Consider the following 26,351-nt stretch of genomic DNA (forward strand, 5'->3'; position numbering starts at 1 on the left):
AGGCTAAATAGATAATTTCAAATTGTTGTCATCATCATCCTGAACCCGTTTTAGGATCTAACTCGAAAAGAATATTAGAAGCTGAAACAAGCTCAGCTTGACGTATTAAGAAAAGTTAAATGACAGATTTCCTTAAACATCATAAATTTTCCATCCTCCTGATTTTAACAGGGGTTGCATTTTATGGGTCTTTCGCTTACGATTTAAACCGCGCTGATTTTATAAAATTAGTCGGACTTTATACCGGCTTGTTTTTTATTAGTTTTAAGCTTATTCAATTAGAAAAAACTAATTTTTGGATGCTGGCCGGAGCTGCAATTATATTCCGACTCGTCTTTATTGCAGCCACACCAAACTTATCTCAGGATTTTTATAGGTTTATATGGGATGGCCAGCTAATTCTAGAAGGAAATAACCCTTATTTATCGGTTCCTGATAATTGGAAAGAACTCTTGGCCTCGCTAAACCTAACAAAACAAAAACTAATACAGGGAATGGGTAGCCTAAGTGCCGGAAACTATACCAGCTACCCACCGGTAAATCAATTGCTATTTACAATTTCGACTTTTTTAGGAGGAAAAAGTATTCTGGGATCTGTAATTGCCATGCGGTTCTTTATCGTTTTAGCCGATTTGGGTACGCTATATTTAGGCAGGAAATTATTATTGAAATTAAATCTCCCCCCTTACCAAATATTCTGGTTTATCTTAAACCCATTTATCATTATAGAACTCACCGGGAACTTACATTTTGAAGCTGTAATGCTATTCTTTTTCACCTGGGCTATCTATTTATTACATCACAAGAAATGGATTTGGAGTGCAGTATTCCTTGGAATCTCTGTTTCAGTGAAATTGTTGCCATTGTTGTTCCTACCCCTACTATTAAATTATTTTATAAGAAGTAAAAAGATAGAAAATTCAGGTATTCACGCTTTAAATTTCAAAAAACTCCTGGGTTATTATTTTGTAGTTGGACTAACTGTTAAATTTAGTTTTCTTCCTTTTATTTCTTCAGAATTTATCTCAAATTTTTCAGCCAGTATCGCGTTATGGTTTCAGAAATTCGAATTTAATGCGAGTATTTATTATATAATTAGATGGATTGGATTTCAACTAAAAGGCTATAATATTATTGCCACCGCGGGTAAGATGTTACCTTTGGTGGTAACACTAATTCTTTTAGGGCTGGCATTTTTCCAAAGAAATAATTCAACTGAAAAATTGCTAAAAACCATGCTGCTGGCAGTTTCAGTCTATTTTTTTCTATCTACTACTGTACATCCCTGGTATATTGCCACCCCTCTTTTACTTTCGGTTTTCACCAGGTATAGATTTGCGTTGATTTGGTCTTTTTTGGTCGTATTAAGCTATTCGGCCTATAATGATGCTGGATTCCGGGAGAATTACTGGTTAATTGGGATAGAATATATTGTAGTAATTGCGGTTTTTATGCTCGAAATTCTTAAACCAAAGCTACTTTCGAGACTTCCTTATTATAAATAAATTTCGAATATATACCAGGCCTCCAAAAAAGTGTGCAGCCAGCAAAACAGGGTCATAGCGTAAAAGACCATAGATAAAAATAAGGCTGGAGCCTACAAGGCTAATCACCCAGAAATTCCAGGGTAAATCTGATTCCTGATTCTTTTCAGCGTGAATCCATTGATAAATAAACCGGGCTGTGTAAATAAGTTGCCCCACTATTCCCAAAATTATAATCCAGGTAGAAATATTATCGCCTTTCACCAAATCGGCCCAATCTAACCGGCCAAGAAAAATAATATACAGTGCAATAAGTACCGGAAGTGCAATCACATACAACTTGAACATAATACCAGACTTTCCCCATTCCCCCTGAAGCTGAAGGTTTCTAAAGTAACCACCATAAACCAGAAATTGCCCCAACATAATCGCCATATCGTCGCGTAAATAGCCGTATATAAACAGTAGTACAGCGCCCTGCAAACTCAATTTCCAGAACAAACTGGGTGTTTGAATCTTTTGGGTTTTTTCAGACTTAATCCACTGCATAATCAATCTGGCAGAAAATAAAAGCTGCGCTAAAAAACCTATTGCATAAACAAACCAACTACTAGCCATATATATTCTACTATAAAAATGAGCATAAAAAAAGCTGTTCAATAATACATTAATTGTATTACCAAACAGCTTTAATTCCTACTAATTATTTGTTAATTAGGGATAGAGTCTATTTATTTAATTTGTTCATTTTTTCCATTGATGAAAAAACGAACCAAAAAAATCCAGGCTTACGAAACTTTATCTAAATTCATCGTTCAATCCCTAAATTTTAGGAACTCGCCTTTAGAACCAGTCCTTTAAAAACTATTCCGGCGGGCTCAAACAGCCTAAAATTTTACGGGAACTTCACTTCAAATTTTACGATAAATTTTCGGTAGGCCAAAAAATCAATATCTATCCAAACAGGCTAAGAAACATAGAAATCTTTACCACTCAATTATAATAAAATTCCGAAGGACATCCCTGAAAACCTTTAAGACGTTAATGGTTACATATCTAACAAATAAGCAAAAATTAAAGGTGCCACAATGGTTGCATCACTTTCTATAATATGTTTTGGAGTATCTATATCTAATTTTCCCCAGGTAATTTTCTCATTAGGCACCGCGCCCGAATAAGAGCCGTAGCTGGTAGTAGAATCTGATATTTGGCAGAAATAGCTCCAAAAAGGTGTATCGGTACGCTCTAAATCCTGATAAAGCATAGGCACTACACAAATAGGGAAATCGCCGGCAATTCCGCCTCCAATTTGAAAAAACCCTATTCCTTCCTTAGAATTATCGGTATACCAGTCGGCAAGGAAAGTCATATATTCAATCCCAGATTTCATGGTACTTGCTTTTAGCTCGCCTTTAAGCACATAGGAAGCAAAAATATTTCCCAGGGTACTATCTTCCCATCCGGGAACTACTATTGGTAAATTCTTTTCGGCGGCGGCATACATCCACGAATCTTTTAAATCTATCTCATAATGCTCTTCCAGAGCTCCCGAAAGCAGTAATTTATATAAAAATTCATGAGGAAAATAGCGTTCTCCTTTAGCCTCTGCATCTTTCCATATCTTTACAATATGATGCTGAATTCTTCTAAAAGCTTCTTCTTCGGGAATACAGGTATCGGTAACCCTATTTAAGCCACTCTCCATCAAGTCCCATTCTTCTTTAGGGGTTAGATCTCTGTAATTTGGCACACGCTTATAGTGCGAATGTGCTACCAGGTTCATCACATCTTCTTCCAGGTTAGCTCCGGTACAGGAAATGATATGTACTTTATCTTTTCGTATCATTTCTGCAAAGATTTTCCCGAGCTCTGCCGTACTCATAGCCCCGGCAAGGGAAACCAGCATTTTAGAACCGCCTTGAAGTTGTTTTTCATAATCTTTGGCCGCATCCACGAGGGCAGCCGAATTAAAATGCAAATAATATTTTTCTATAAATTGAGAAATAGCTCCTTTACTCATCTTCGTCTTCTTCGTTATAATTTTGATATTTAAATTTGTAGCTCAGCATTTTGTAATACAACTTAGCCGCAAGGAAATCTGATGATTTTTCGTTTTTATTTGGACAAAGTTCCACAATATCAAAACCTACTACATTTTTCTTTTTGAACATCATCTTTAGAAACTCAAGGGTCTCATACCAGAAAAGCCCTCCGGGTTCCGGAGTACCGGTAGATGGTAAGATAGAAGGATCAAAAGCATCTAAATCTATGGTAATAAACACATTGGGTGACATTTGACCAATAGCATCCTCCTGCCAATCTTCATATAGATCGTGTGCAAAATACACCTGATTTTCGTCCATATGTTCTACTTCAGAAACATCCATAGATCGAATTCCAACCTGAACCAAATTATTCTTCTTACTGGCTTCATGAAGTGCACAGGCGTGGTTGCAAGTAGAACCTTCGTACTCTGGCCTTAAATCGGCATGCGCATCTAATTGTACCACTGTAAGATCTTCAAAACTTTCATTAAAAGCTCTTATAGAGCCTATAGAAATAGAATGTTCCCCTCCAAAAAGCGTTACAAATTTCTCCTGCTTAATGTAGTTTTTGGTTGTTTTATACACGGCCTCTACCATTTTTTCTGGAGAAGAATTCTCTGTAACCGGTGGCGCGAGATAAATCCCTTTTTTGTAAACTTCGCTACGGGTTTCTATATCGTAAAGTTCCATATTTTCTGAAGCCTCCAAAAAAGCTTCAGGCCCTTTATCAGATCCTTTTTGCCAGGTACTGGTACCATCATAAGGCACCGGGATTAATACCACTTTCGCATCATCTATTCGCGAATATTTATCGGGTATTCCGGCGTAATTCTTTTTGTTCATTGTAATTAAGTAATTGGTTGTTGGTTATATAAAGTTACTATTTTTTACTTGATAATAGAGATTCACCCCTACAACTATCGGGACTCAGCTGCTTGCTTCGGGTTAGTTTATTTATGGCCATTATAACCTAATATTTTAAGCATATCATTGGCATCTTGCTGCTCACTAAACACTGTAGTCCCAATATTGCCATCTTCGTCTCTATCTATTAACAGGTGTTTTGGCTGCGGGATTAAACAATGATGCAAACCGCCATGGCCACCAATAGTTTCCTGGTAAGCGCCTGTATTAAAAAAGCCAATATATAAAGGTTTATCTTTCTTAAACTTAGGAAGATAAATAGCATTTACGTTTTGCTCTGAGTTATAATAATCGTCGCTATCGCAGGTTAGTCCTCCCAGTAATACCCGCTCATATTCATCGTTCCAACGGTTTACGGGTAACATCACAAATTTCTTACTTATCGCCCAGGTATCTGGTAAAGTGGTGATAAAAGAAGAATTGATCATGTTCCATTTCTCGCGGTCGTTTTGCTGCTTTTGGTATAAAATCTCATAAATGGCCCCGCCGCTTTCTCCCACAGTAAAACTACCGAATTCGGTAAAAATATTGGGCACCTCAACTTCGGCTTCTTCGCAATATAATTTGATTTGATTGATAATCTCATCTACCATATAAGCATAATCGTACTCAAAATGAAGTGAGTTCTTTACCGGAAATCCACCTCCAATATTTAAACTATCCAGTTCTGGGCACACTTTCTTTAAGTTTACATATACCCGTAAACACTTTTGCAGTTCATTCCAGTAATATGCGGTGTCCCTAATACCGGTATTGATAAAGAAATGCAGCATTTTTAATGCTACCTGTTCATTCTCTTTTATCTTTCTATTGAAAAACGGAACAATATTCTTGTAACCAATTCCCAGCCTTGAGGTATAAAATTCAAATTTTGGCTCTTCTTCTGAAGCGATCCGTATTCCAATAGGAAATTTACCGTCTATTCGTTCAGTGAGCAAATCAATCTCTTCGTAATTATCTATTATAGGAATACAGTTTCTATGGCCATTATTAAGTAAACGGGCAATATTTTCTATGTATTGATCGCGTTTAAAACCATTGCAAAGCACATAGGTATCGTTGGTTATTTTCCCTGTAGCTTTTAATTCTTCCACGATATTAATATCGAAAGCTGAAGAGGTTTCTATATGGATATCGTTTTTTAAGGCTTCATTTAAAACATGCTGAAAATGGGAACTTTTTGTACAATAGCAATAATTATACTTTCCTTTATAATCATGTTTTTCCATTGCATCTGCAAACCACTTCTTAGCCCTACGTATATTTTGGGAAATTTTAGGTAAGTAAGTGAATTTTAATGGTGTTCCATAGGTTTTAATGAGTTCCATTAAATCTATGTCGTGAAACTTTAACTCGGTTCCTTCCAAGCTAAATTCTTCCTGCGGAAAATAATAGGTTTGCTCTATTAAATCTCTGTATTTTGTATTCAATTGATAAGTTTATATATTTTAAAGTTAAAAATTAGGCATTAATTTTTCTCATCAAAAAAAATAGCTGGTAAATTAATGTTAAGAAAAATGATATACGCCTGAATTATAGCGCGAACAAAGAGGCTAAACATAAGATTTTGGACTACCAAAAGCCTCGTTTGATGTTAAGATACTAAATGCCCCATAATTGCAAATATGCATGATAAGTTGTAAGTAAACTACCTCGGGGTATTATACCCTTTGGCGGTGCCAATAAAAAAACCGGAAAAGGAATGTCCTAATCCGGTTCAAAAATATTAAAAAACTTAATACGGAATCACTTTTTTTAATGCATCCCTAAATTTATAACTTCCTGATCTGTAAGCCTTCTAAAGCGACCTCTTGGTAAATCCTTTTTTGTAAGTCCGCCAAAGACAACCCTATCCAGCTTTTCAACTTCAAAACCCATGCTTTTAAACATACGTTGAATTACGTGGTTTTTAGTGCTTTTGGTTTCAATTCCAATTTCATTCTTCGGCCTGTCGGCAATAAAACTTATATCCTGTATGTTCACTTTCCCATCTTCAAGAAAAATACCCTTTCTCACCTTATCTAAATGCTCGAATGAAAGCGGTTTAGTTAAGCTTACATGGTATATTTGTCTTATTCCGTTTTTGGGTTTTCCCAGTTTTTTAGCTAAAGTCCCATCGTTGGTAAATACTAAAAGTCCCATCGCCTGGGTATCTAATTTTCCTATAGGATCCAGTTTTGCCCTGGTAGCTTTTGCCATAATATCCATAACCGTTTTACCACCTTTTTCGGTACTTCCGGTCACATAGATTCCCTTTGGTTTGTTTAAAACAAAATATTCAGCTTTCTCCGGGTTTACGCTTCTTCCGTCAAACTTCACATCATCGGTAGGTGCTACTTTATAGCCCATTTCGGTTACTACATTTCCATTAACGGTCACATTTCCGGCAGAAATAAAGATATCGGCATCACGGCGAGAGCATATTCCTGCATTCGCTATATATTTATTTAAACGAATCCCATCAGACTTAGAAGCGGGGCTGGGAGCAGATTGGCTCTTTTTTATAGGTGCATTGCCGCGGGCCATAGACTTTTTGCTCTTGCCACCACCCTGTCTTCCGCTAAACTTCCCGGCTCTAGATTTGTTATCTCTACTCATATCGCTAATTTTTTGCAAAGGTACTCTATTGATATAGAGTGGCATTCTATTTAATTAAAAGTTTTATAATGATTTAGGCTTAAAAAAAGCCTTAATAATCAATTTTATCGCCTTTTGCTTCCCATTTTTGAAAAACCGGCAGGCCTTCTTCCCGCATCATATTTATAAAAGGAATCTTGCGCTGATCCATTTTAAGTGCAATTTCATCGTATACAAACTGATCGTCAAATCCAATCTTAGCGGCATCTTCGCGGCTTAAGGCGTAGTAAACTTTATTAGGTCGAGCCCAATAAATAGCACCCAAGCACATGGGACAGGGCTCACAAGAAGTATAAAGTATGCAATCTTCTAATTGAAAATTTTCCAGTTTTTCACAAGCTTGTCTAATGGCAGCCACCTCGGCATGTGCTGTAGGATCGTTGGTAGAGGTTACTCTATTGCTTGATTCGGCAATTATTTCTCCGTGTTTAACGATTACCGCACCAAACGGGCCTCCCGAACCTTTATCCATTCCTTCTTCAGCTAATTGAATAGCTCTTTTTAAAAAATAGCTATGATCTTTTTCCATAAATAATTTCTGAATTTAATTTCCTTTAAAAAACACGATTAAGCACCTCATCAATATCAATAAGTAAAATACTAAAAACCCCCGCTACAATAATAAATTTTAAAATATTATGAAGCAGTAAAAATTGCCACTTCACCTTACTGAAATATAAAAAAAGTACGAAGAAAATCAGTAAAATAAGGGAGGTATAAAAGTAATACTCCATATAACCGGTATCAAAACGGGTAATTAACAGCATTGTTGGAATCACCGCTAAAATACTTAAGATGGTAAGAAAAAATTTACTTAGCTTTTCCCCATAAACTATGGGTATAGTATGATAATTTTGAACCAGGTCTCCCTGCATATTCTCCAAATCTTTCACCAGCTCCCGCATTACAATCATTAAATAAAGAAAGGTTGCATGAATAAAAATTACCGTTTGAAAATTTTTATAGTAAATAAAAATCACAAAAAATGGGGTAATGGTTAAAATTGAAGCTACCAAATTCCCCAAGAATAAAATACGTTTTAAACGATGCGAGTACAGCCAGATAGCGAAAATATAGACCGAAAAGAAGACCACCGCCTTAAAGGAAACATAGCTGGCAAAAAAGATTGCCAGTAAATTAAGGATAAAATAAACCGAAAGTTTAGTGCGCTGGCTCACAAACCTATCAAGCATTGTTTTTTTTGGCCTATTGATCAAATCTTTTTCACTATCGTAAAAATTATTGATAATATATCCAGAAGCTATTACGGTAGCAGAAGAAAGAATAAGAAAGAATAAATTATCGTCAAAAAAAACTTCTCTTAAGGCAAGTTCGGGTGCTAAAATAAAAGCCGACGTAAGGTATTGGGCTAAGATAAGCACCAAGATATTATAACCGCGAACCACCGAAAACAAACTAAGCATTTTCAGCAATAAGCGCTTGTTAGAGGTAGACGCCATGAAGGTTTTATTTAGAAGTTGTACACCACTTCTAATTTGTAATCTTTAAGGGATTTCCTGGCCTTTTCAATATCTTCTGTAAAACCTAAAATATAACCACCCCCGCCAGAACCGCAGAGTTTAAGATAGTAATCGTTCGTGTCTATACCGTGTTTCCAAAGCTTATGGAATTGAGCCGGAATCATGGGTTTAAAATTATCTAATACCACATGAGAAAGATGCTTTACATTATGAAAAAGCGATTTTACATCGCCTTTTAGGAAATCGTCTACGCAGGCATCTGTATGCTTTACAAATTGTTCCTTAAGCATTTGCCTAAAGCCCTCCTGTTTCATGTTTTCCATAAAGATATTAACCATTGGGCCCGTTTCCCCGGTGCTACCACTATCTAATAAAAATACTGCGCCCAATCCGTTTTCGGTTTGGGAAGGTATACCTGCAGGCTCAATATTATCTTTAGAATTGATTAAAATTGGAATGCTTAAATAACTATTTAAAGGGTCTAAGCCAGAAGACTTTCCGTGAAAGAAAGATTCCATTTCCCCGAAAATCTTTTTGAGTTTTAATAGTTTATCTCGGGTAAGATTTTCTAAAACCGTGATTTTTCCGGTGGCATATTTATCATAAATAGCTGCTACCAGGGCACCACTACTCCCAACTCCATATCCCTGCGGAATGGTAGAATCGAAATACATACCCTTTTCAATATCACTTTTAAGCTTCTCAAAATCAAATTGCACCAATTCAGGATTATTTGCCTGAAGTTCTCCTAAGTAATCGGCAAACCGCTTTAAACTTTGGTTGGAGGCTATTGCAGCTTCAGAAGGATCTTCATCTACTTTTAAAGCGCCATTATAAAAATTATAAGGAATGGATAAACCTTTGGAATCTTTAATAATTCCATATTCTCCAAATAGTAAGATTTTTGAATAAAATAGAGGTCCTTTCATAAGCAATAAGATATTCTTTTTTTAGGTCAAAAAAGAGTAAAAACCAGCAATAATCAAACGAGGCATTTGCCTTTTTAATTAAATCTTGGGGTAAATCCCTCAACATTTAAATCACGTTAATCGAGTAAATTTACAACTTTTCTGCTCCCTTTCCAACCTGGTCACAAATATACTGCCCTTTTTCACAATAGACAACAAGCTCATTCTTAATGAATTCTAAAACTTTTTCCTTACTGTTTTCAGGATAAAGTAGATGTACATTGGCACCGGCATCCAGAGTAAAACATACCGGGATTTTAGTAGCTTTCCTAAATTCCCACACCTTATTAATAATCTCCAGAGTGTTGGGTTTCATCAATATAAAGTATGGATGACTACTCATCATCATAGCATGTAATGTGAGGGCTTCGCTTTCTACAATGGCAATAAATTCTTCTAAGTTTCCAGATGCAAAAACGGTTTTTAGCTTATCTAAGTTTTCATGTGCCTGGGCAAAACGGCTGTCGGCAAATGGATGGCCGTGCATTAAATTATGGCCCACACTGCTACTAACCTGTTTCTGGCCTTTATCTACCAATAAAATTGTATCCTGAAAACTTTTAAAAACCTCAGCAATTTCAAATGGGTATTTAATTCCGAAGAGGTCACTGCTTGCGGGAATATTCTTATGCTCGCCCCATTCAATTAATTCTCCTTCCAGACTTCGGCAGGCACTTCCCGAACCTAAGCGCGCCAAGAATGAAGCTTTTTTATAGAAAAATGCTTCATTGGTAATCCCGGTCACGGTTGAAATCTCAGGGTTCAATTCTTTTTCCAGGCTCATCACACATAAAGCCAGGGCACTCATTCCGCTTGCCGATGAGGCTATTCCACTGCTGTGCGGAAATGAGTTTTCAGTATAAATAGTAAACCTGTAATCTTTTAAAAACGGTGCATACTGCGCTATACGCTCAAAAAACTGTTGAATTTTGGGTTTAAAATCTTCCTTCTTTTCCCCTTCAAAATAAAGTTCAAAATCAAAAGTTGCAGACGGTGCTGCTTTCTTCTGAAACTTCATTCGGGTAGTAGTTTTACAATTCTGTAAGGTAAAACTCACCGAAGGATTAGCCGGAATCTGGTTCTCCTTTTTCCCCCAATATTTAACCAGGGCAATATTACTGGGGGAACTCCAGGTTACCTCCCCATTTTCCAATGTATTTGAAAATTGCTTTGGAATAAAATCCTGTTCGCGCATAGCAACATTTTAATAAAAATACTTCTTGCCTAAGCTTCAAAGCATCGATTAAAAATTTAAGTCTTCATTAAACCGCAAAGATATGTTTTATGTTTTGGGAAATTTCTTTCCCTGTCCAAATAAATTTTTATTTTAGTAGAGGCGGCACCCGATATTAGATTTTTAAAAATGACCCAAAAACTCTTTTTACGAAGTTCTATGGCTATTGGCATTTGTTTGCTTTTTGGCTTTATGGGAGCAATTGCCACACAAGTGGGTCATGAAATCTGGTACCCAAGTTTAAACAAACCCTGGTTTAAACCTCCAGATGTGTTTTTTGGCGTAATTTGGTTAATTATGTATGTATTAATGGGGATTGCCGCCGGTATTGTATGGAGCAAAGGATTTTATCACAAATGGGTAAAAACCGCTTTATATCATTTTGGGTTTCAATTATTAATAAATGGCTCCTGGTCTCTTCTTTTCTTTGGACTACAAAAACCTTTTTTAGCACTAGTAAGTATTATTTTGCTTTTTATACTTATAATTCTCACTATAAAATGGTTTAAAGTGGTAAGCAACACCGCAGCATATCTAATGATTCCTTATGCCATTTGGGTACTATTTGCCATGGCCTTAAATTTTGAGATTTGGCGACTTAACTAGTCTTTGCTCATTGCTTTTGCCGCAAGAAAACCTCCTGTCCAGGCATTCTGAAAGTTAAAGCCACCGGTTATGGCATCTATGTTTAAAACTTCTCCGGCTAAAAACAGGTTTTTATGAAGTTTACTCTCAAAAGTTTTAAAATCGACTTCTTTTAGATTAACACCGCCGGCAGTAACAAATTCTTCCTTAAAGGTGCTTTTTCCATTTACTTTAAAAACTGCATGGGCAAGCTGATTGCTTAAATTTTGAAGTTGATGTTTATTCAAATCGGCCCAGGTGGTTCCTTCTTCTATTTTAGAAGCTAGTACCAAATTTTTCCAAAGGCGCTTAGGTAAATCGAATTTTGCATTTTTCACCACCTGTTGTTTGGCCAGGCTTGATTTAAAATCTTTTAACGCTGTCAAAACTTCTTCTAAATTGAACCCCGGCAACCAATTTACCAGAATCTCAAATTGATAGTTTAGTTTCTCCAAATCCCTGGCGCCCCAGGCTGAAAGTTTTAAAATACCCGGGCCGCTCATTCCCCAATGAGTAATTAAAAGTGGCCCTTTGCTCTCTAAATTTATTTTTTTAGATTTTATTTTAACCTCCGCTTCAGTTGCTATTCCGGGTAAATCCTTAATGCGTTCATCTTGAATATTAAAAGTAAAAAGAGAAGGAACAGGTTCTATAATTTCATGACCCAGTTTCTTTAAAAGATTCCACATTTTAGGATTGCTTCCGGTAGCAAGCATAATTTTTTCTGCCGAAAAATCGCCTTTACTCGTTTTGATATCCCAGAGGCTTTCTTTCTTTTGAAAATTTTGAACCACATGACTTTTAAACACCTGAATTTTCAGGCTTTCGGTTTCCCGTAAAAAACAATTGATAATACTTTGCGAATCGTCGGAAACCGGAAAAATACGACCATCTTCTTCAATCTTTAGTTCAATTCCCCTTTTCTGAAACCACTCCATAGTATCCCCGGTCATAAATCCGTGAAATGGCCCCAATAATTCTTTTTCACCTCGCGGATAGTTAAGGCTAAGTTCTTTAGGAACAAACTCGGCGTGGGTTACATTACACCTGCCCCCTCCCGAAATTTTCACTTTGGTAAGCACTTCTTTACCACGTTCAAGAATGGCAATTTTAAGTCCGGGATTATTTTCGGCTGCGTTTATAGCTGTAAAAAAGCCTGCTGCCCCACCACCTATAATTATAATGTCAAAATGCTGCATTTTTTCTGATTCAAGGCTTTAAATTAAATATTTCACTTGCTTTTTACTCAAAAAGCCTATCGGGAAAGTCAGAAATAATTCCGTCTACGCCAAATTCTCGCATTCGCTGAATATCTTCTGGTTCGTTAACCGTCCATACATTCACACTGAAGCCGGCTTTATGTGAGGCTTTTACATTATCTCTTGTTATAATGCCCAAAGAAGGATGGATTGCAAAGGCATTAAGCAGTTTTCCAAGTTCTATTGCCTCGGTAACACTTGCCTTACTCAAAACTCCCAGTGCAACATTTTCATCTAGTTTTCGCATTTGAAACAATTCGTTTTTCTGAAAACTGGAAACGATAAAATCTTTATAACTCCAATCTCCTGAAGCTATCTTGTTTTTAATAATTTCTGCAGTCGCTGTAGCAGTATTGAGACCTTTTAACTCAATATTTATACTACACTTCCCTTTAATAAAGTCCAGGACTTCGGTGAGCAAGGGTATCTCGAATTGCTCTTCTACCTTTAAAGTTTTGAGTTCGGTTAAAGCCTTTTTAGCGACTTCTCCACTTCCGTTTGTGGTACGATCCAGGGTAAAATCATGAATTACCACCAATTCACCGGTTTTACACCTGTGCACATCTACTTCTATGGCATCAACTCCAAAAGACAATGCTTTTTGTATGCTTGCCAGGGTATTTTCTGCCAAATGCCCCTTGGCACCACGATGACCAATTTTTAATAAGTTCATTTTGCAAAGGTATTCAATTAAGACCAATGAAAGCTCCTAAATAGTAACTGACCATTTACCGAGGCTTTATAAATTCTTATGAGTTCTTAACATTTTATTTAGCCAGAAGTCCTTTACTTTTAAGATAATCTCCAAAAAAACTGAAACATCTAATTATAGGCCTGTAAAAATACAATTATGGAAAAGTGGTTTGAAGCATCCCGGACATCTTTAATAGCAATTACTCTAACGGCAATAGGTATTTACCTCGCAATTATTTTATTTACAAGAATAGCCGGCAAGCGTAGTTTTTCTAAAATGTCAAGTTTTGATTTTGCAATGACAGTTGCGGTAGGTTCTATTATAGCTTCAACCATTTTATCTAAATCTGTCAGTTTATTGCAAGGTATTATTGGTCTTGCGGCAGTATATATTCTACAAATTTCTGCGGCATTTTTAAGACGTTGGCACTTCGTTCAAAAAATCATAGACAATTCACCCTTACTACTTATGGACAAGCAAACTATTTTATATGAGAACCTAAAAAAGGCCAGAGTAACCGAAGGGGATTTACGTTCTAAATTAAGAGAAGCAAATGTTTTAGACCTTTCACAGGTTCGTGCGGTAATTTTTGAGACCACGGGAGATATTTCGGTACTACATACTTCTAAAGAAGACCAGGAGTTGGAAGATTGGTTAACAAAAGATGTAAGGAGATAAAGGGTTTTAAAACAGTAAAATGCTTCAAAGGAAGCTCACAAGTCATTCGTTGGAAACGACTTTTTAATTTCGAGGCAAGCTTAAGAAGCCAAATAGCTATAGGGTTAAATTTCTATTATCAAGTAAAATCTGCAAAGCCTGTTAATCTTATCAAATATTGAATTAATATATTCTTAAACCTTATGGAGCAACAGCTTAGAGGTGGTAGTTTTATATAAAACCATTCGATATTATGATTTCACCCGGAGTAAAACCTATAGTAAAAAAGTGGAAAGCCACTACCAATGAGGCAGTAGAATTAGCTTTTGAGGATTTTGTAGTAACTAAAGACCATCCCTGCGTGATGGCTCAAAGCGTTGTAAAACAAGAACATTTAGTTCTTCACACCTACGAGGAATTTCCCAGCAGGAAAACCGCAAAAAAAATATACAAAGATTTACAGCAGTATATAGAAAGTTATGATTTTGAATCGAATGAATTCTATACATTTATGGCAGTTTTTAAAGAAAAGGATTCATTATCTGAAACCCAATTTGAAACTGCACTCTGGAAACAACTGGAATTTATACATGAAGTAGACAACCAGGAATGGGATCCCGGGGTAAGCGATAATCCCAAAGACAAAGACTTTAGTTTTAGTATTGCAGGCAAAGCCTTCTATATAGTAGGCATGCATCCTAATAGCAGTCGTAAGGCAAGACAAAGCCCTTTTCCGGCCATAGCTTTTAATCTACACTGGCAATTCGAAAAATTAAGGGAAATGGGGGCATTTAATACTGTTCGTGATAAAATTAGGGAACGAGATTCCGCTCTACAAGGTAATATAAACCCTATGTTGAAGGATTTTGGTGAAAGTAGCGAGGCCAGACAGTATAGCGGTCGTAAAGTTGGAGAAGCATGGAAATGCCCTTTTCATAGTAAAAGATAATTTTATGTATCAGCCAAAAAAATACAAAAAAGACAACCCCGATTTCCTCTTTAAATTTATACAACAGCATCCGTTTGCAACTTTTATTCTTAATGGCGAAAAACTTTTAGCTACCCATATCCCGGTGCTAACAAAAGGAAATGCCACTAACTTTGTACTCTACTCACATATAGCAAAGCATAACGAACAAAGTAAGTATTTAAAAGATGATAAGGAAGCCTTATTAATATTCCAGGGGCCGCACGCTTATGTATCGTCTTCCTGGTATAAAGAAAAAGATATTAGCACCTGGGATTATTCGGCTGTACACGTAAATGTTAAGCTAAAGATTCAATCGCGGGAGGAGCTGGAAGAATCTTTAGAAGCCCTGGTTACAAGGTTTGAAGAGCCACAGGAAAATCCGTTGTATTATCAAGATATTCCAAGAAAAATGATTGATGATCATTTAGGTTTAATTACCGGTTTTTGGTGTGAGGTAAAAGATATAAAGGGAATTGCAAAACTACACCAGGGCTATGATAAAGAAGATATTGATTCGATAACTACACATTTGGAAAAACAACATACTATTTTAAATTCCGCACTAAGCGAAAACATTAAAAAAGAGCATACATGCAAATAATTAAAAAACAATCTGGAGCCGCATTTAAATTAAAAAAAGGACAGAAATTAAAGGTAATAGATGCCCATGGCGAACAGGTTAGCGATATGGTTTTATTTAATGCCAAAGACCAAAGAGAAAAACTATCATCGGGAAAGACACTGGATTTCGAAGAATCTATTTTAATAAGCTCCGGAAACTTTCTTTGGAGCAATCGTAGTAATAAAATGGCAGAAATCCTGGAAGACACCAACGGAAGAAACGATTTTTTACTGGCCCCCTGCAGTCCTGAAACTTTTAAAGTTATGTATAATTATGATGCTTACCATCCAAGCTGTTTTGAAAATCTCTATACCAGCCTGGAAAAATTTGAAATTGAGCCAGATGATATTCCCACAGCCTTTAATATTTTTATGAACGTACAATTTGATAAAAATGGCAAAATTAGCGTTGAACCCCCATTAAGTAAAGCCGGCGACTATGTACTATTTGAAGCTAAAATAGATCTCATTGTAGGCTTAACCGCTTGCTCGGCAGAAGATAGCAATAATGGTAGTTTTAAACCTATTCACTACGAAATTTTAGATTAATTATTTCCCCCAAAAAAAAGCTGTCTGAAAAAAGAGTTCTTATAATCTTTTTTCAGACAGCTTTTAATCAAGTTACACTTAAAGGTTTTTTATGAAACGGCTTTAAGCTTATTTATAGTAGATTTATTTAATTTTTCTTCAGCATAATCCCGAGACACCTTAAGCTTACTCTTTCCACTTTCGGGCATTTCAAACATGGCATCGGTAAGAATTGCCTCACACAAAGACCTTAGTCCTCTTGCCCCCAGCTTATATTCAACCGCTTTTTCAACGATATAATCTAAAGCATCGTCAGTTATTTCAAACTCGATATCGTCCATTTCAAACAACTTCTTATACTGCTTGATAATAGCGTTTTTAGGCTCGGTTAAAATAGAACGAAGCGTAGTTTCATCTAACGGGTTCATATAAGTAAGTGCCGGCAACCTTCCAATTATTTCAGGGATAAGTCCGAAATCTTTTAGGTCTTTTGGAATGATATACTTAAGCAGATTGGTTCTTTCTATACTGTCTTCACTTTTTGAAGCACTAAAACCAACCGCCTGCATATTTAAACGCTTACTAATATTACGCTCAATACCATCGAAAGCCCCTCCTGCGATAAACAGGATATTTTCGGTATTTACCTCAACAAACTTCTGATCTGGGTGCTTACGTCCTCCTTTCGGCGGTACGTTAACAGTGGTTCCTTCCAGTAATTTCAGCAAGGCTTGCTGCACCCCTTCACCCGAGACATCCCTTGTAATAGACGGGTTGTCACTTTTACGCGCAATTTTATCTATTTCATCTATAAAAACGATTCCACGTTGCGCTTTTTCAACATTATAATCGGCTGCCTGAAGCAATCTTGTTAAAATTCCTTCTACATCTTCCCCAACATAACCTGCTTCGGTTAGCACCGTAGCATCTACAATAGCCAGGGGAACATTAAGCATTTTCGCTATGGTTTTAGCAATTAGGGTTTTTCCTGTTCCGGTTTCCCCAACCATTACGATATTGGATTTTTGAATTTCAACATCATCACCTGTGGCGGGTTGCAAAAGCCTTTTGTAATGGTTATAAACCGCTACAGACATTACTTTCTTGGTTGTTTCCTGCCCAATTACGTATTGGTCTAAAAACTCTTTGATCACCTTTGGTTTGCTCAACATTAAATCTGAGGACAACTCTTTAGCTTCCCCTTGCTTGAGTTCTTCCAAAACAATACCATGTGCCTGCTCTATACATTTATCACATATATGGGCATCAAGGCCTGCTATAAGCAAATTGGTTTCAGGTTTTTTTCTACCGCAAAACGAGCATTCTAATTCTTCTTTCGCCATTTCTTCAAATTTCAATTTTCAATCTATAAAATAATTAGATGAAAATTAATTCTTATCCTTCTCTCGTTAAAATTTCATCTATCATACCGTACTCTTTGGCTTTATCGGCCTTCATCCAGTAATCACGATCACTATCTTCCTCTATCTTTTCATAAGTTTGCCCGGAATGTTTAGCAATAATTTCGTACAGTTCTTTTTTAAGTGTTAAGATTTCCCTTGCGGTGATTTCTATATCACTGGCCTGTCCCTGGGCACCACCCAAAGGCTGGTGAATCATTACCCTTGAATGTGGCAAACCACTTCTTTTGCCCTTCTCCCCGGCACAAAGAAGCACTGCACCCATAGAGGCTGCCATTCCTGTACAAATTGTTGCTACATCTGGCTTTATAAACTGCATAGTATCATAAATTCCAAGACCGGCATAAACGCTACCCCCGGGGGAGTTGATGTATATTTGGATATCTTTAGAAGCATCTGTACTTTCCAAAAACAACATTTGCGCCTGAATAATATTCGCAACCTGGTCGTTAATTGCGGTACCCATAAAGATAATCCTATCCATCATTAACCTGGAGAAAACATCCATTGCCACCGCATTCATTTGGCGCTCTTCAATAATATTAGGAGTCATCCCTGTAGGAGTCATACTGCTCACTATTTTTTGGTAATAATTGCTATTTATACCGTGATGTTGAGTGGCGTATTTTTCAAATTCTTTTCCGTAATCCATCAATCTTCTTTTTTAAGCTTTTTTCTTAGCTGTCTTTTAAGTGAAAAGGCGTTAACCCAACTGGTTTAACGCCTTAAATATAAGTATAAATTTATAGAAAAAGCTTACTCGTAAATCTCTTTCACAAATTCATCATAAGTAACTTCTTTTTCTTCAAAAGACATTTTCTCTTTATAAAAACCAAGCAACTTCTCATTCATTAACTGCTCTGACATTCTCTTAACCTCATCCTGGTTAGAAAGAATTCTTGCTGCAATATCGTCAAGTTCTTTATCTTCAGGATTCATTTGGCCAAATTGCGCCATTTGTTCTTTAATCTTTTCTTTTGCAAAAGTTTTAAGGTCTTCAAACTCTACTGTAAGCTTGTTTTCGTTTACAATTTTACCTTCAATTAATTGGTAGCGTAAACCTTCTTCGCTCTTTTCGTATTCTTCTTTGGCCTCCTCTTCTGTCATTGGTTTTTCACCAACTGTTTGAATCCACTTTTGAAGAAACTCTTTAGGAAGTTCAAATTTAGTTTGCTCAATAAGCTGCTTGGTCACATCGTTCATTAACTGTTGGTCACTTTGCTGCTTAAATTGCTTTGCTGCATCTTCCTTTATCTTTTCTTTAAGCTCGTCTTCGCTAGTAACCTTACCTTCTCCAAAAAGTTTATCGAATAACTCCTGGTTAAGTTCAGCCAATTCCCTGTGATTGATTTCACTTACCGTAAATTCTACTTCTATATCCAGCTCCTGGGCTTTATCGTGATCAACTCCTAAATGCTGAATTAACTCGTGATCGTCTTCAAAAAGGTTTTTGGTTTTTACACTAAAGGTATCGCCAACTTTAGCACCAACAAACTTATTAAGGTTTCTTTTTCCTTTAAGTTTCTCTAACTCTACTGAAGTTTCCTTCTCTATTCCTTCTTCCTCATTTTTAAAAGTACCGGCAACAATATCACCTTCTTCAGCTTCGTCTTTAGAAATCAGTTTCCCATATTGTTTTCTAATAGACTCGATTTGGTTATTCACCATTTTCTCATCTGCCACAATATTATAATGGGTTACCGGCTTTTCAAGTTCAAGGTTTACGTCAAATTCTGGAGCTAAACCAAGTTCGAACTCAAAAGTATATGCATCTTCATTCCAATCGAAGTTTTCCTGTTCTTTAGGAAGTGGATTTCCAAGAACATCCAGTTTTTCTTCGGTAAGATATTTATTTAGTGAATCTTGTAAAAGTTTATTTACCTCATCTACCAAAACAGCCTGACCGTATTGTTTCTTTACCATTCCCATAGGCACGTGCCCTTTTCTAAAGCCGGGAATATTGGCATTTTTACGGTAATCTTTTAGGATTTTTTCAACTTTACCGGCATAGTCTTCTTTGGCGATATCTACTTTTACCACCGCATTCAATTCATCAATATTCTCTCTGGTAATATTCATCTTGACTTTTTATAAAAATTGGAGTGCAAAATTACACTTTTTTCCTAAGCCAACAAAGTTTCAAATTATTGAATTCCAGTATAGTTCCTAATCTTTTCCCAATATCGAAAATAAAAGAGATTGAAACAGGGATAAAAGCAAACTAAAAATGAGTGCAATAAAAAAACCGCTCACTCCAAAACCTGTCACAAAAGCATCGGCCAGCAGTATAATTACAGCATTAATAACCAGCAAGAACAAGCCCAATGTTAAAATAGTTACCGGTAAGGTAAAAATCACCAAAATAGGCTTCACCAAAAGGTTTAGTATAGCAAGAACCAATGCTACAATAACAGCCGTTAAATAATCTTCTACAACAACACCCGGTAGAAGTTTAGCCAGGATCACTACTGCTAATGCAGTAAGTAAAATTCGTAATATAAAATTCATACTATTATAATTAGATAGTTTCTGAAAAATACAAAAACGCCGGAAATTTTCCGGCGTTTTTATTTTTGTATTTGCAAAAAGCTAATTTTATTGCACTTCGTTACTTGCTGTAACGGTAGCATAAGAACCTGGATTTACTTTAGGTATATCTGCATTATAAGTTTCATTGATCGTGCTTATAATCTCATTAGCGATTACTGCATTCCCACGAGGGGTTAAATGAATGCCATCAAGAGAAAAAGCACCACCTGTAGCAAAAGTGGAAGTAATAGTACCACCATCATAAGGAATTCCGCCATTGGCTAATTGATTTAACATAGCGTTGGCATCTATAAAGGCCAAACCATTTGCCTGAGCCACTTGAGAGATTATCACATTATAAGCATCTACAGTATTTTCAATTATAGCTAGCTCTTCCGGTATTAATGCAAGCTCATCCTGTAAGGGATAGGTGATGCCATTTACCGACAACCTTCCTGCCGTGGCTTGATCCAAACCAGCCTCCATCAACTCCTGCATTCTTTCGGCATTTACTCCTCCAATTTGACTTGACGCAGTAAGTAGAATTCTATCTTCAGAATTCGCTGGTCTCATTTGACCGAATTGCATACCATAAAGAGTGGCAGTTGCCTGATCTAAACCTCCTCCAATTAGAACCTGAGTTAATTCTGCTGATAAATCTGGAATACTCTCATCGTGTACCAGGACAGCACTTCGATCGCTTTTGGAAAACTCAACAATTCTATCTTCCGCAGAAAGAAAAGTAAAAGCCTGATTTAGTGGAGCAAAAGTAGAATTAAGCAAATCTATTTGTGCAGCATAATCTGCTTGATCAGGATCTTCAGGGTCTAATGGGTTAAATGGAACCGTATTAAAAAATGGCACTGAAGTTACATCTGGGATATTAATTAAAACACCTCCACTGGAAGAAGCCGACAAAGCCTGAACCATTTGCTGATAAATAGTATTAAATACTATTGGATTTGTAATATCGTCCGGCCCATACTCAGCAGGATTCATCCCGGTTTGAGTCTCCCCGGTTCCCCCAGAAGTAGCGTATCCTAAAACATCATTGTTCCCTATCCATAAAGAGAAAAAAGTTGGGTTTTGAGCAAGTGCATCTTCTAACACTGTAGCTTCGGGAGAAGAAGCAAAACGCACAAAATATGGGTTAGCAGATTGTGTGGCCAGGTTTTGCACATTACCATAACCAGAAAATCCAAGGTGATAAGATTTAGCTCCCGGCACACCTAAATTACTAAATGGCCCCTGTAAAACATTTCCAACTTCGGTAGTTGGTTGCATTCCGGTATAAACCCTCGGAGAAGGGTCACCATTTGCATCTACAGCTAAAACCAATCGGTTTTGGGTAATTTGGTTTCCAGCCAACAACAAGCCACCGGCATTATCACTCATAAAAGGAATTGTAAACTCCTCAATATCCTGAGTTTTTTCAAACTGCTGCGCAAGGATATTAGGGTAAGCATTTTCCTGCCCTGTAATATATAAGGCATTGTCTGCGTAACCGGCCGTAAGTGAATTCCCTAATGCTACATATCTTGAAAAATCGGCTTCTCCATTAGTATACGCATCTTTTTCATCTACCGGATTGTCAAATTCTGGCTCACAGGAAACAATTCCCAGCGCCATTACTACTATATATTTAAAATAATTTTTCATCTTCTAGTTTTATAATTTGTAGGTTACACCAAGCCCTGGAATAAAGGCAGAAGTTTTATACGTTCCTTTAAAAGGAGCCCCTTCGTAATTTGGAAAATCACCAGGGTTAGGAGCATAAGATTCGTCTACTTCTTCATATCTATTATAAAGGAAAGCAGCATCAATAGAGAACCTATCGTTAATATTTACCGAAAGACCACCGGTAAATCCATGAGCATCATTTCTTGGCGTTTCTGGAGCAAAATATCCAGACTGTACCGGAGACTCATCAAAGTAGTAACCCACTCTTAAAGTAATAGTTTCATTTGCCAAATATTGCATACCAAATCTATAGGTAGATGAGTTTTTGTAATTACGTGGGTTTTTAGAATCAGGAATTTGTGGGTTTGCAAAATCAAGATCTAATGATTTATAGGCGTCCCAGTAAGTCATATTATAGTCGAAAGCAAGAAGCCATTTATCTAAAAGCTTATATGAGACCCCTACAGACAGCTCAGCCGGCATTGGCAGGGAGGCATCAAAATTAGTATCCTGAAACGGTGTTAATGGTGAATTTGGGATATTTTCAAAAGTAGCATCTCCATCTTCGGCTTCAACAATAATTTCACTTCGGTAATTAACACCAAAACGCAAATCTTCAGTCGCATTATACATAGCACTAGCAGACCATCCAAAAGCACTTACACCACTGGCGTCTACAGTTACATTAGATCGATTTCCATCAATATCGGTTAAAGTTCGGTTTAGGTTTCGATTAAAGTTTACAGATCCGTTTACATAAATTGGTCCACCACCCACACTTATTTTATCTGAAATTTTCACCGAAGCTAAAGCCTGTATATATATAGCCTGAAGATCTATATTATTAACCAAATGGGATCCTGCCCAATCTGTTGGCCATTCTACACTACTTCCGTAAGGAGTATAAGCCGCCAAACCTAAGCTTAGCCAATCGTTTACTCGATAAGAACCATATACATAAAAAGGGGTACCCACAGGGCTATCGGTTTCAGAACTGAGCCCAAATTCTGAGTTTTGGTATTTTACATTAGAAAATACTGCACTGGCACCTGCAGCTACATTTATCTTATTTTCAAGATACACAAGCCCTGCAGGGTTAAAAAAAGCAAGTTCAGCGTTGTTAACCACTGCAACTCCTGTGTGCCCCATAGCAAGCGATCTTTGCCCCTGAAGGCTCACCCTATACCCACCGGCATAAGTTACCGCCGCCATTAGGCCAAAAAGACCCAGGAAAAGTAATTTTTTCATAATTGATTTGGATTTTATAAAATTCTAATAATTTCTAGCCTCAAATTTAGCATAAATTACATATTACTAAAGAAAATTGCGATATTTATTATGCACACATAATAAATTCAGAAAGATTTTAAAGAAAGTCTACCAAAACCTTATAGAAGTCGTTCATTTTCTCAGCGTGAACCCAATGACCTGCCCCTTTAATCTCTTTAATTTCTGCTGCCGGAAATTGACTCTTTATTTTTTCTTCGTCTTCTTCTTTAATATAATTCGATTCCCCACCTTTTATAAAAAGGCTGGGATTCTTAAAAGCTTTATCCTGCGGAAACGCCCTGCCAATCTCTTCAATATTCTTTTTTAGGGTCTCTAAATTAACTTTAAGGCAATAGGCACCTTCAGATTTACGCTTTAAATTTTTTAGCAGGAAAAGTCGTACCGGTTTTTCTGAAATAAATTCTGAAAGTTTTTTATCGGCTTCCTGCCTGGATTGCAAATTAGCCTCTTCCAAAGCTGTTAAACCAGCCAATATTTGCTGATGATGCGGCTCGTAGTATTTTGGGGCAATATCTACCACTACGAGCTTTTTCACTAGCTCAGGATAATTTGCTGCAGCAAGCATTGCTGTTTTACCTCCCATAGAATGTCCTAAAAGTATAACATTAGACAGGGCATGTTGTTCGCAATACATCGATACATCTTCGGCCATTAACTCATAACTATGAGCATCTGTATGCGGGCTTTTACCATGGTTACGTTGATCTATAAGATGAACCTGGATTTTCTTTTCCTCAGCAAGTTTATTGCCAATGGTTTTCCAGTTATCACTCATGCCCAAGAATCCGTGGAGAATTAAGAGCGGTTGCCCCTCTCCTATTATTATAGAGTTTAATTTCATGTTTATGTCTATTTCTAAAACAAATTATTTAAGCAGCTCCAGATACTTCTTCACTGTAGTTTCGAGCCCCATATAAAGTGCTTCAGCAATTAATGCGTGCCCAATAGAAACTTCATCCAGGTGCGGCACATTATCATTAAAGAATTTAATATTTTCTAAAGACAGGTCGTGGCCAGCGTTTATTCCCAAACCTAATTTATGCGCTAATTCAGCACAGTTTTTATAAGGTGCTACGGCAGTTTTATCCCCTTTCGCAAATTTAACCGCAAAATCTTCGGTATACAATTCAATGCGGTCTGTACCTGTTTCCACAGCTCCTTCAATCATTTTCTCGTCGGGATCTACAAAAATAGAAGTTCTAATCCCATTATTCTTGAATTCCTGAATCACTTCCTGAAGAAACCCTTTGTTTTTTAGGGTATCCCAACCCGCATTTGAAGTAATTGCATCTTCAGCATCTGGAACTAAAGTTACCTGCGCCGGTTTTGCCTGCATTACCAGGTTAATAAATTTAGCCACCGGGTTTCCTTCAATATTAAATTCAGTTTTTACAAGCGGCGAAAGATCTCTAACGTCTTTATAAGCAATATGCCTTTCATCTGGCCTTGGATGCACCGTAATACCTTGTGCTCCATAAGATTCTATATTTTTAGCAGCTTCAACCACATTGGGAATATTTCCTCCACGGGCATTCCTTAAAGTCGCTATTTTGTTGATGTTTACACTTAATTTCGTCATTTTATAAGCTTTTGTTTAACAAAAATACAAACTTGGGAATGCTCTAATGAATTTTATTTTAATTAATTTGCATCATAAAGGAAACGACATCATGAAGATGGATAATTTTATAATAAACGATGTCTCCATAAGGCATTTTTCTGATAAGATTGGGGAAGTTCAAGACTTGTTCAATCAGCTAACCTATTCGCATTTGCCGGTAGAAAACCACGGTATCTATATGGGTTGTATCTCAGAAAATGATATTCGCTGTTTTGAAGCAGAAAAATCTTTAGAAGATTACCAGTATGCCTTAGAAGGCTTTTTTGTTAGAAACACCGATTTTTGGTTGGATATTTTAGAGCGTTTTGCACAAAATAACACGAATATTTTACCCGTTTTGGACGAAGAAAATCACTATTTAGGTTATGTAGAGCTTAACGAGATTATCGCATTATTTAACGAAACACCATTTTTAAGCGAAGCCGGAAATATTATTGTAATTCAAAAAGGGAGCAAGGATTATTCTTTTAGTGAAATTGCTCAAATAATAGAATCGAACAGCGCCAATATTTTGGGGTCTTTTATTTCAAAAATTGAAAATGATGTGGTTCAAATCACCATCAAATTAAGTCCGTCGGGAATAAATGAAATCATCCAGTCTTTCCGTAGGTATGGTTATAAAATAATTTCAGAGCACAGGGAAGATAATTTCAACAAAAATCTTAGAGACCGCTCTAAATATCTGGATAAATACCTGAATATATGAAAGTAGGTATATACGGTCAGTTTTACCATACTAATGCCGGAACTTATATTGGAGAGCTTCTGGAATTACTAAAGCGCAAAAACATCAATGTAATTATTGAAAAGAATTTCCTGGAACTTATTCATTTAAACAAAACAATTACTGAAGACTATTCGCATTTTAGTACATTCGAAGAACTAAATAACAGCTTCGACCTATTCTTTTGCATTGGTGGAGACGGCACTATTTTAAAATCTATCAACTACATTAGAAACTTAGATATTCCTATTGTAGGCATCAATACGGGAAGATTAGGCTTTTTGGCTACCATGCAAAAAGAGGAAATTAAAAGTAGCTTAGAGACCATACTGCAAAAGAATTTTAGTATTTCCTCACGTACGGTATTAAATATAAGCACAAACCCTCCCAACCATGATCCTGTTTTTAAGAATATCTCTTTAAATGAAATAGCCGTAAGCCGAAAGAACACCACATCTATGATTACAGTAGATACCTGGTTAAACGACCAGTATTTAAACTCTTACTGGGCAGATGGGTTAATTGTATCTACCCCAACTGGCTCTACTGGCTACTCACTTAGTTGCGGAGGGCCTGTAATTACGCCAGATGCAGGTTCTATAATTATCACCCCAATTGCACCACACAATTTAAATGCGCGACCCCTGGTTGTAAAAGACGATACCAAAATAACCCTTAGGGTAACTGGCCGCGAAGAATCTCATTTAGTCTCTATGGATTCCAGAATTGCCACTCTGGAAAATGATACTGAAATTATTATAGAAAAAGCACCCTACACCATAAACCTTGTTGAACTTAAAGGCGATAGTTTTCTCCAAACCCTGCGAAAAAAGCTTATGTGGGGAGAAGATAAGCGTAATTAAGCAATAAATGATTTTAAAAACTGTTTAAGAACATATACAAATTTGCTCAAATTATTGTAGAGCAAACATTATTGTTATATTTGCAAACTTTTGAAAA

27 protein-coding genes are annotated in these 26,351 nt (G+C 36.6%); 8 read left to right on the forward strand and 19 right to left on the reverse strand.

The genetic code is table 11. From position 1 onward, the window contains the following. Positions 1–119 precede the first annotated feature (119 nt). Positions 120–1,505: a glycosyltransferase 87 family protein gene (locus I6U50_RS04120; RefSeq protein ID WP_198637960.1), complete on the forward strand. Its 1,386-nt coding sequence runs from the start codon at positions 120–122 to the stop codon at positions 1,503–1,505. Here I6U50_RS04120 and I6U50_RS04125 read toward each other — a convergent pair. From I6U50_RS04125 to I6U50_RS04165, 9 genes are all read right to left on the reverse strand, one after another. Then, entirely contained in the window at positions 1,476–2,102 is a 627-nt protein-coding gene (locus I6U50_RS04125; RefSeq protein WP_193711327.1) for a lipid-A-disaccharide synthase N-terminal domain-containing protein, read from the reverse strand. The genes I6U50_RS04120 and I6U50_RS04125 overlap by 30 nt on opposite strands. A gap of 430 nt (positions 2,103–2,532) precedes the next feature. Continuing rightward, a complete protein-coding gene (locus I6U50_RS04130; protein ID WP_193711328.1) occupies positions 2,533–3,504 on the reverse strand; it encodes a deoxyhypusine synthase family protein in 972 nt (323 codons plus the stop codon). Further along, the gene (gene speB, locus I6U50_RS04135; protein ID WP_198627375.1) at positions 3,497–4,372 is read right to left on the reverse strand and encodes an agmatinase; all 876 of its coding nucleotides are present in this window, start codon (positions 4,370–4,372) and stop codon (positions 3,497–3,499) included. The genes I6U50_RS04130 and speB overlap by 8 nt, the downstream gene beginning before the upstream one ends. Positions 4,373–4,479: 107 nt before the next feature. Then, entirely contained in the window at positions 4,480–5,883 is a 1,404-nt protein-coding gene (locus tag I6U50_RS04140; RefSeq protein WP_193711330.1) for an arginine decarboxylase, read from the reverse strand. Positions 5,884–6,208: 325 nt separating this feature from the next. Continuing rightward, positions 6,209–7,051 (reverse strand): pseudouridine synthase, encoded by an 843-nt coding sequence (locus I6U50_RS04145; protein ID WP_198637961.1) that lies wholly within the window; start codon positions 7,049–7,051, stop codon positions 6,209–6,211. A gap of 91 nt (positions 7,052–7,142) precedes the next feature. Then, positions 7,143–7,619: a nucleoside deaminase gene (locus I6U50_RS04150; RefSeq protein ID WP_198637962.1), complete on the reverse strand. Its 477-nt coding sequence runs from the start codon at positions 7,617–7,619 to the stop codon at positions 7,143–7,145. Positions 7,620–7,644: 25 nt separating this feature from the next. After that, the gene (locus I6U50_RS04155; protein WP_198637963.1) at positions 7,645–8,550 is read right to left on the reverse strand and encodes a geranylgeranylglycerol-phosphate geranylgeranyltransferase; all 906 of its coding nucleotides are present in this window, start codon (positions 8,548–8,550) and stop codon (positions 7,645–7,647) included. A gap of 11 nt (positions 8,551–8,561) precedes the next feature. Further along, positions 8,562–9,500 (reverse strand): mevalonate kinase family protein, encoded by a 939-nt coding sequence (locus I6U50_RS04160; RefSeq protein ID WP_198637964.1) that lies wholly within the window; start codon positions 9,498–9,500, stop codon positions 8,562–8,564. 130 nt (positions 9,501–9,630) lie between these two features. Beyond that, positions 9,631–10,734 (reverse strand): diphosphomevalonate/mevalonate 3,5-bisphosphate decarboxylase family protein, encoded by a 1,104-nt coding sequence (locus I6U50_RS04165; RefSeq protein ID WP_198637965.1) that lies wholly within the window; start codon positions 10,732–10,734, stop codon positions 9,631–9,633. 168 nt (positions 10,735–10,902) lie between these two features. Between I6U50_RS04165 and I6U50_RS04170 the strand changes: the two genes are divergently transcribed. After that, positions 10,903–11,379: a TspO/MBR family protein gene (locus tag I6U50_RS04170; protein ID WP_198637966.1), complete on the forward strand. Its 477-nt coding sequence runs from the start codon at positions 10,903–10,905 to the stop codon at positions 11,377–11,379. Here the strand turns inward: I6U50_RS04170 and I6U50_RS04175 are convergent. Next, on the reverse strand, positions 11,376–12,596 hold the full coding sequence (locus tag I6U50_RS04175; RefSeq protein WP_198637967.1) for a BaiN/RdsA family NAD(P)/FAD-dependent oxidoreductase: 1,221 nt from the start codon (positions 12,594–12,596) through the stop codon (positions 11,376–11,378). The genes I6U50_RS04170 and I6U50_RS04175 overlap by 4 nt on opposite strands. Before the next feature lie 43 nt (positions 12,597–12,639). Beyond that, on the reverse strand, positions 12,640–13,329 hold the full coding sequence (locus I6U50_RS04180; protein WP_198637968.1) for a glycerophosphodiester phosphodiesterase: 690 nt from the start codon (positions 13,327–13,329) through the stop codon (positions 12,640–12,642). Between the two features lie 177 nt (positions 13,330–13,506). On the opposite strand from I6U50_RS04180, the gene I6U50_RS04185 reads away from it, so the two are divergent. The 4 genes from I6U50_RS04185 to I6U50_RS04200 all read left to right on the forward strand — a co-directional run bounded on the left by I6U50_RS04185 (position 13,507) and on the right by I6U50_RS04200 (position 16,147). After that, on the forward strand, positions 13,507–14,028 hold the full coding sequence (locus I6U50_RS04185) for a DUF421 domain-containing protein (RefSeq protein ID WP_198627367.1): 522 nt from the start codon (positions 13,507–13,509) through the stop codon (positions 14,026–14,028). 232 nt (positions 14,029–14,260) lie between these two features. Further along, on the forward strand, positions 14,261–14,956 hold the full coding sequence (gene gntA, locus I6U50_RS04190; protein WP_193711340.1) for a guanitoxin biosynthesis heme-dependent pre-guanitoxin N-hydroxylase GntA: 696 nt from the start codon (positions 14,261–14,263) through the stop codon (positions 14,954–14,956). Positions 14,957–14,960: 4 nt separating this feature from the next. Next, positions 14,961–15,578 (forward strand): FMN-binding negative transcriptional regulator, encoded by a 618-nt coding sequence (locus I6U50_RS04195; RefSeq protein ID WP_198637969.1) that lies wholly within the window; start codon positions 14,961–14,963, stop codon positions 15,576–15,578. After that, a complete protein-coding gene (locus tag I6U50_RS04200; protein WP_198627365.1) occupies positions 15,569–16,147 on the forward strand; it encodes a DUF1989 domain-containing protein in 579 nt (192 codons plus the stop codon). Before I6U50_RS04195 ends, I6U50_RS04200 begins: the two co-directional genes overlap by 10 nt. 89 nt (positions 16,148–16,236) lie before the next feature. Here the strand turns inward: I6U50_RS04200 and clpX are convergent, their stop codons facing one another. The 8 genes from clpX to I6U50_RS04240 all read right to left on the reverse strand — a co-directional run bounded on the left by clpX (position 16,237) and on the right by I6U50_RS04240 (position 24,625). Continuing rightward, entirely contained in the window at positions 16,237–17,469 is a 1,233-nt protein-coding gene (clpX, locus tag I6U50_RS04205) for an ATP-dependent Clp protease ATP-binding subunit ClpX (RefSeq protein WP_198627364.1), read from the reverse strand. 52 nt (positions 17,470–17,521) lie between these two features. Further along, positions 17,522–18,199: an ATP-dependent Clp endopeptidase proteolytic subunit ClpP gene (clpP, locus tag I6U50_RS04210; protein ID WP_193711344.1), complete on the reverse strand. Its 678-nt coding sequence runs from the start codon at positions 18,197–18,199 to the stop codon at positions 17,522–17,524. Between the two features lie 104 nt (positions 18,200–18,303). Beyond that, entirely contained in the window at positions 18,304–19,626 is a 1,323-nt protein-coding gene (gene tig / locus I6U50_RS04215) for a trigger factor (protein WP_198637970.1), read from the reverse strand. 87 nt (positions 19,627–19,713) lie between these two features. After that, positions 19,714–20,055 (reverse strand): phage holin family protein, encoded by a 342-nt coding sequence (locus I6U50_RS04220; RefSeq protein WP_198637971.1) that lies wholly within the window; start codon positions 20,053–20,055, stop codon positions 19,714–19,716. A gap of 87 nt (positions 20,056–20,142) precedes the next feature. Then, positions 20,143–21,735, reverse strand: a complete 1,593-nt coding sequence (locus I6U50_RS04225; protein WP_198637972.1) for an SGNH/GDSL hydrolase family protein — start codon at positions 21,733–21,735, stop codon at positions 20,143–20,145. A 9-nt stretch (positions 21,736–21,744) separates the two neighbouring features. Beyond that, on the reverse strand, positions 21,745–23,004 hold the full coding sequence (locus I6U50_RS04230; protein ID WP_198627360.1) for an OmpP1/FadL family transporter: 1,260 nt from the start codon (positions 23,002–23,004) through the stop codon (positions 21,745–21,747). A 118-nt stretch (positions 23,005–23,122) separates the two neighbouring features. Beyond that, a complete protein-coding gene (locus tag I6U50_RS04235) occupies positions 23,123–23,887 on the reverse strand; it encodes an alpha/beta fold hydrolase (RefSeq protein WP_198637973.1) in 765 nt (254 codons plus the stop codon). A gap of 24 nt (positions 23,888–23,911) precedes the next feature. After that, positions 23,912–24,625 (reverse strand): pyridoxine 5'-phosphate synthase, encoded by a 714-nt coding sequence (locus I6U50_RS04240; protein WP_198637974.1) that lies wholly within the window; start codon positions 24,623–24,625, stop codon positions 23,912–23,914. 91 nt (positions 24,626–24,716) lie between these two features. Between I6U50_RS04240 and I6U50_RS04245 the strand changes: the two genes are divergently transcribed. Further along, a complete protein-coding gene (locus I6U50_RS04245) occupies positions 24,717–25,373 on the forward strand; it encodes a CBS domain-containing protein (RefSeq protein ID WP_193711506.1) in 657 nt (218 codons plus the stop codon). Further along, on the forward strand, positions 25,370–26,254 hold the full coding sequence (locus I6U50_RS04250) for an NAD kinase (protein WP_198637975.1): 885 nt from the start codon (positions 25,370–25,372) through the stop codon (positions 26,252–26,254). The genes I6U50_RS04245 and I6U50_RS04250 overlap by 4 nt, the downstream gene beginning before the upstream one ends. The last annotated feature ends 97 nt before the right edge of the window (positions 26,255–26,351 follow it).

It is taken from the genome of Salegentibacter maritimus (assembly GCF_016236975.1).
Lineage (GTDB): Bacteria > Bacteroidota > Bacteroidia > Flavobacteriales > Flavobacteriaceae > Salegentibacter > Salegentibacter maritimus.